The 6,414-nt window shown below is 42.2% G+C and carries 5 protein-coding genes; 2 read left to right on the top strand and 3 right to left on the bottom strand.

Going from position 1 to position 6,414, the window contains the following annotated elements:
• Positions 1–333: 333 nt before the first annotated feature.
• The gene (locus H8A87_RS14280; RefSeq protein ID WP_232370261.1) at positions 334–1,308 is read right to left on the bottom strand and encodes an Abi family protein; all 975 of its coding nucleotides are present in this window, start codon (positions 1,306–1,308) and stop codon (positions 334–336) included.
• A gap of 563 nt (positions 1,309–1,871) precedes the next feature.
• On the opposite strand from H8A87_RS14280, the gene H8A87_RS14275 reads away from it, so the two are divergent.
• Complete coding sequence (locus tag H8A87_RS14275; protein WP_198690615.1) at positions 1,872–2,648, top strand: DUF2829 domain-containing protein; 777 nt, start codon at positions 1,872–1,874, stop codon at positions 2,646–2,648.
• 494 nt (positions 2,649–3,142) lie between these two features.
• On the opposite strand, the gene H8A87_RS14270 is transcribed toward H8A87_RS14275, so the two are convergent.
• Positions 3,143–4,234 (bottom strand): tyrosine-type recombinase/integrase, encoded by a 1,092-nt coding sequence (locus tag H8A87_RS14270; protein WP_198690614.1) that lies wholly within the window; start codon positions 4,232–4,234, stop codon positions 3,143–3,145.
• Positions 4,235–4,321: 87 nt separating this feature from the next.
• Between H8A87_RS14270 and dusA the strand changes: the two genes are divergently transcribed.
• A complete protein-coding gene (gene dusA, locus H8A87_RS14265) occupies positions 4,322–5,359 on the top strand; it encodes a tRNA dihydrouridine(20/20a) synthase DusA (protein WP_198690613.1) in 1,038 nt (345 codons plus the stop codon).
• Between the two features lie 67 nt (positions 5,360–5,426).
• Here the strand turns inward: dusA and H8A87_RS14260 are convergent, their stop codons facing one another.
• Complete coding sequence (locus tag H8A87_RS14260) at positions 5,427–6,410, bottom strand: quinone oxidoreductase (protein ID WP_198690612.1); 984 nt, start codon at positions 6,408–6,410, stop codon at positions 5,427–5,429.
• Positions 6,411–6,414: the final 4 nt, after the last annotated feature.

Here is a 6,414-nt window from a genome sequence, read left to right as displayed (position 1 = left end):
AGATTCGGTGTGGAATCAGCAGCAACAGAAATCCGCAGATACCGCCCCCGATATCCCATGGCCGGAACAGCCGAAGTAATGACAGGGGCTGCGCGCCCCTCTCTTCATTCAATAAATAACCCATAGGGGAGATTAGCGGGTAGTGGGGTGGATTGGGGAAATTGTGGGCGGATGCCGGCGGATTCGGTGTGGAATGTGAGGGGGAAGTAGTGACAGGGGCGGAGACGGTTGCTGATATTGATCAGCAGGAATAATGACTAGAACAGGAGTAAGTTGCCCCTAATGGAGGTGAGGAAAATTTGATATTATGACAATAAGAATTAAGGCTATTTTTTATGTATCTTTTTTAATTAACTCTAATAAATGTTGTGGCAAACAATTATTATCAGGAAATCCCATGGATTTTAAATAGCAGCCGGGAAGATTTGGTTTTTTAATGATTAATTCCGCTACGTTATTAAGCCAATTTGAGCCTGGCCCAATATTTTTAATAAGGAACCATAATACAGTTATCATACCATACATTTTATTATATGCAGATTCTTCTAGATTTAATGTATTAAAGTATTCGTGATCTAGTTTCCTCAGTTTTGGCTCGTTGTTTTTGTTCCATATTCTTGAATGATGGGCGCATCTATTTCTTAATACGTTCATTGCACTCAACCAATTTGCAAAAATGGGACCATTACCTTTAGGAATTCCCAATTTGCTTAGAATAATATCCTGATAAGTACCCTTTAACATATCGTAATATTTGGACATTAAGCCAAAGTCCCATGTCTCAATAACTACCCAAAAAGGAATTCCCTCATATTCTGTCTTATGCCACTTGATAAAATCATCTTTACTAGAGTCTATTTTTTTCTGTTGTTTTTCCAGCCACCCTTTTCTTGGACTGGGCTTGTTTTTATCTTTTTTATTTACCAGCTTATTGCGGTTTATATGCTCGTCATGTAAGTATGATAATGGATGAATAGAACCCATTTCATGAGCGATAATAGAACGAATGAATACTTCAATTCTTTCTAAAGCATCCATCATAAGTAGGCGCATTTTTTTGTCAAAAAGGTATAGGTCGTACACGTTCCTAAAACACGTTCCAGAAAGAAACACATTATCTTTTTTGGGATTACCATTATGTGGCACTGTAGTCTGACAGGGAAACCAGAAACCGGATAGTCGATAATATCCCACTTGGCTGAGTTTTTTCTTTGCGTGTCCTTTGTCGTTTATTGTCATTCCTCTGGATTCCAATAGCGCAATTAACTCATCGTAGTTTTTATGAGGTTTCATTTGTTGTTTCGACATAAAAAGTTCCATGTCTCAGATGTAATAAGGCCCAGCCATAATCAATCCTTAACTATCAGGAGTTGACCAGGGGGCCGGGCTCGATTGCGGTGAATTGTATAGATTTTATTGTTTGCCGTCAACTCCATATTATTGATTTTTTCGATATAAAATTTCATTTATTTTTTTATTTTGGTTTTTTATGTGTAACAAAAGATGTTATACAGTTTTAATTTCTTTTTTTATGCTGGGGTAGTTATATATTAATTAGATTAATCATGATTTCTATACTTGCGTCTCGCTTTACTTTCTATGGCATATCAATCACTTTTCCTAATGTATGATCGGAACTTTCTAAATCTGTGAGATAACGGCGTAATGAATTCACACAGAACGCAATAAAAAATATTGTTTCAATTGAATACTGTTTCACTTATTTATTTTTCACCCATTTGTACAAAACTCCACACAAAGGTAATCAATTCATTCAACCATCAGCATTCGTTAATATCTCCAGGCTGTCTAACAGCGGACGGAAGTTAACTATCACGGCTTCCCATTATTTTTCAATATAAGGAAATAGTATGTCTGAATTTATTAAGTCTGAACATGAGTGTGAATATAAGTCGGCTGATGACAATACGGGCCAGATTATTGCGCTGGAGGGTTCTTTTTGGTGGGCACTGATTCAGTTGAAATTGGGTAATAAAGCCCGCCGCAGTGACTGGCTTGAAACCGAGCATGTACGCTTTATTCCCCGCGACGCGGACACGGAAAGTCAGGATGATTACCTTGCGCATATTGATAAGCGCAATAAACAAGGGCACTGGGCTCCTTGGCAGCCGACACAGGAAGATTTGATGTCCGATGACTGGGAATTAGTCAAAGAGGCCGTTAAGCCTGAACTCGATACGCTGATTTTTGATCTGACCGCAAAGATGGGGCAGCCATCAGGGAAAGTGGTGTACTGGGGATACAAAAGTGAACGAGGAGGGCTGGATGAAAGCATGTTACCTTTTGGGTCGTTAAATGTGATTCAAAACAGTACCGTGATCCAAAACATGTCCTCGCTTAGTTTTAGTGTACAGGCCAGTGACTTATTGCATCTGCGGGTTTCTTCTGATGACAATAATTATCAAAAAATGGTTTCGTTGGTGAAGAAAAACCTACACGTCACCGTTGATAACGTCACCTACAGCTTGGGGGCCTCCATGCGTAATTATGGCAACAAAGACTACCCATACACTTACGATGTTTACTATGAATATGGTACTCCGGAGTATCCAATTCTGGGAAAATTGGGTGAAGTATTGAAACAAACAGGCAAAACATACCGTTTCCACCTCAATTGGCATGATTAATTTTTTGGGCTGCGCTCCGGCGTGGCCTTTTTCATATCCCCCCAATATCCCCACCATCACAAACCATAATCCCACCCCGATCAGTAATTACCTAAAATCAACCAAACTTTCGTCCAGTTACATTAGCTGGGGCGGCCAAAGTGAGGATCTCGAAAGAATCAATAGGTTACTTCATTGGCTGAGGCAAGAACTGCTATCTGATAATCGGACTTTGCACAACTCATTAAGAGGTGCGCACAAAAGAGCGAGCTAAAAACAAGGGGTTAAGTTGTTTTGTCCAGCCCCTTATGTCCAAGTAACACACTGAAACACAATACATTTATTCCTTTTGTCCAGCACATAAAATAATCATTGGGATTTCCCCAACAGTTGGGTCAAAGTGACGGCCTCGGAAAAATCAATAGGTTACAGAGTTATCTGGAAATCAAGCAGGCTGCATATGTAGATACGGGAATTTCCCGTATGTAAAAGGGCAGGTGTCTGCCCTATAGTGATTATCCTTCTTTCTGCTGCATGAGTTTATTGAATTTGTCATGCAGAGTTTTTGGAAACAGTTCTGTGTAGACTTGCCATAATATATTGAGAGAACGATGTCCTGTAACCTGCGCAACCTCCTCAATTGAGAAACCAGCCTCGAATAAGCGGCTCGCACCTTCTCTACGCAGATCATGATAGCGCAAGTCTTGGATACCTAAAGCATTACGAACTCTTTGGAACCCAGCGGTCACGCTCTTGGGGTTGTAAGGGAATATTAATTCGCTTGTTTTTGGTTGGCGCTGAACAATCTCCCAAGCATCTCCTAATAAAGGGACTGACATGTGATTACCTGTCTTTTTCCTTGGGTCTTTCCTGTCTCTCACCCTGACAGACCTTTGCTCGTTATCCACGTCGTCCCATCTAATTTTACATACCTCACCTATACGCATACAGCTCAGGATTGAAAAATTCAAGATCTCCTCATAGGGAATCTTTCCTTCTCTATGATTGCTACGTTTACGTAACCCCTCAATAAGCTTGTCAATCTCATCAAGCATAGGCCTTCTACTGCGGCGTTTAGATTTACCTATTAATCCCATTTGAAGCAATAAAGGTCTCGCTTCATATGCGGGATTTGAGACATAATCTATGTTATAGATTGGCTTAGCTGATTTTAATACTGATGTTAAGTAGCTGACATCATGATTAATAGTTGAGGGAGTGATGCCTGTAGAATACCTTTGCTTGCAATACTCAATAACATGACTTACTGATAATTCAGAAAGAGCTAGTTTTGCTAACTCGCTATCCAAGAGCATATCTAACACATACTTTTTAGTTCTTCCTACTTTTCCGCCTAGATCAGGGTCATTGATGTACTTATGTAGTAGATCGCCAACTGTTAAATCTTCGGTATCATTTTGCGTAGGAACCCCGTTTTGCTCCAGTTCAGCCACCCGCATGGCACCCCATGTTTTGGCGTGGGATTGTTTTCCGAATGTGCGGTTCTCTCTGTAAATATATTTACCGCCAGACTTAACACCAACGGTGCAACGGTAACGAACTGTACCATCTGCGCGGGGACGCTTTTCTATGCTATAGTAGGCCATCTTTGATGCTCTCCTGTTCAGGTCCCCATATTAATGGGGTTCTGTTTGGGGTGCCGATAATCCAAAAATAGCCTAAAATGACCTGAAATGCACGAAAATATACAGACTCAAAAACATAGTAAATTCACTGCCATATCAACAGATAGCGGGAAATTCAAACCGTCCCGCTTCTCTGTTGCACCCATGTTAGACTGGACTGACCGCCATTGCCGTTACTTCCACCGCTTATTAAGTAAGGAAGCGCTGCTTTACACAGAAATGGTCACAACGGGCGCGATTATTCACGGCAAAGGGGATTATCTGGCTTATAACGAGCATGAACATCCACTGGCATTGCAATTGGGCGGCAGTGATCCTCAGGCATTGGCGCAATGTGCCAAGATTGCGCAGGAACGGGGTTACGATGAAATTAATTTGAATGTCGGCTGTCCTTCTGATCGTGTGCAGAATGGTCGTTTTGGCGCTTGTCTAATGGGAGATGCGGCACTAGTAGCTGATTGTGTTAAGGCGATGCAGGATGTGGTAGATATTCCTGTTACTGTCAAAACTCGCATCGGGATTGATGAACAGGATAGCTACGAGTTTCTATGCGATTTCATTGATACTGTCGTAAGAAATAGTGATTGCGATGATTTTGTTATCCATGCGCGCAAGGCGTGGCTGTCTGGCTTGAGCCCAAAAGAAAACCGTGAAATTCCACCATTGGATTATCCTCGGGTTTATCAATTGAAGAAAGATTTCCCACAACTGACGTTTTCCATTAACGGCGGTATCAAATCATTGGAAGAAGCGAAGCAGCATTTGCAGTATGTGGATGGCGTGATGATTGGGCGGGAAGCTTACCAGAATCCATCTATTCTGGCACATGTGGATCGTGAGTTGTTTGACCAAACAGTTCCAGTGGCAAATACGGTTGATGCGGTTAAGGCGCTTTATCCTTATATCGAACAGGAATTGTCAAAAGGCGCCTATTTGGGGCATATCACTCGCCATATTTTGGGAATTTTTCAAGGTATTCCCGGTGCACGTCAGTGGCGTCGTCATTTGAGTGAAAACGCTCATAAACCCGGCGCTGATATTGTGGTAATTGAAAAAGCACTGGAAATGGTAACAGAGCGGATGTAGTCCGCTCGTGCATTTTTTTGTCATGTTTTTGTTATGACATTGACCATGCAGATAATCATCAATGCCGTTAAGGAATCAACAAGCTGGAACCGTGAGTTACGCGGCTTTCCAGTGTCTGGTGTGCCCTTACTGCTTCGCTCAATGGAAACTTTTGGTTCTCTGGCACATCGACATTAATTTTGCCACTGGCAATCAAATCAAACAGAGTCTTGCTGGCTTCATTTAGTTCTTCACGAGTAGTGATATAACCGTTAAGGGCAGGGCGCGTGACGAATAGAGAACCTTTCTGATTAAGGATGCCTAAGTCTACTCCCGTTACTGGCCCCGAAGCATTGCCGAAACTGACCATCAAACCGTGTCGTTTCAAACAATCCAACGAATCCAGCCATGTCGATTTGCCAACGGAATCATAGACCACACCAACTTTTCCCCCGTTAGTGATGTCTAAGACCCGCCCCACAATATTTTCTCGATTGTAATTGATGGTCTGCCATGCCCCAGCCGCTTTGGCGAGGGCTGTTTTTTCGTCTGAGCCAACCGTCCCAATCAAGTTAGCATCCAGCGCTTTTGCCCACTGACAGGCAATTAAACCAACACCGCCGGCGGCTGCATGGAACAGAAATGTTTCCCCTGCTTGGATTTTATGTGTCAGGTAGAATAGATAATAAACGGTTAAGCCTTTTAGAAATGATGCCGCAGCTTGTTCGAATGAAATTTCATCAGGTAACAGCGCTAATTTGCTTGCAAGTACATTATGTACCTCGCTGTAAGCACCAGAGGCTGATTGGGCATAAACTACACGATCACCGATCTTAATTGATGTCACATTTGAGCCAACCTTGGTGACAATGCCCGCAGCTTCAGTTCCGAGGCCACTGGGTAGACTGGCTGGTGGATATAGCCCGCTACGTATATAGGTATCGATATAGTTAATCCCGATAGCTTTATTTTCGACTTGTACTTCATCAGGTGCGGGATCGACTGGGATAAATTCACAATATCGGAGTACTTCGGGGCTGCCAGTTGCGGAAAATTCGATGTGTTTTGCCATGATA

Origin of the sequence: Xenorhabdus lircayensis, from assembly GCF_016306625.1 — a bacterium.
Classification (GTDB): Bacteria; Pseudomonadota; Gammaproteobacteria; order Enterobacterales; family Enterobacteriaceae; genus Xenorhabdus; species Xenorhabdus lircayensis.
Note: the sequence above shows the minus strand (reverse complement) of the source record. Positions and strands in the feature narration are given on the sequence as shown.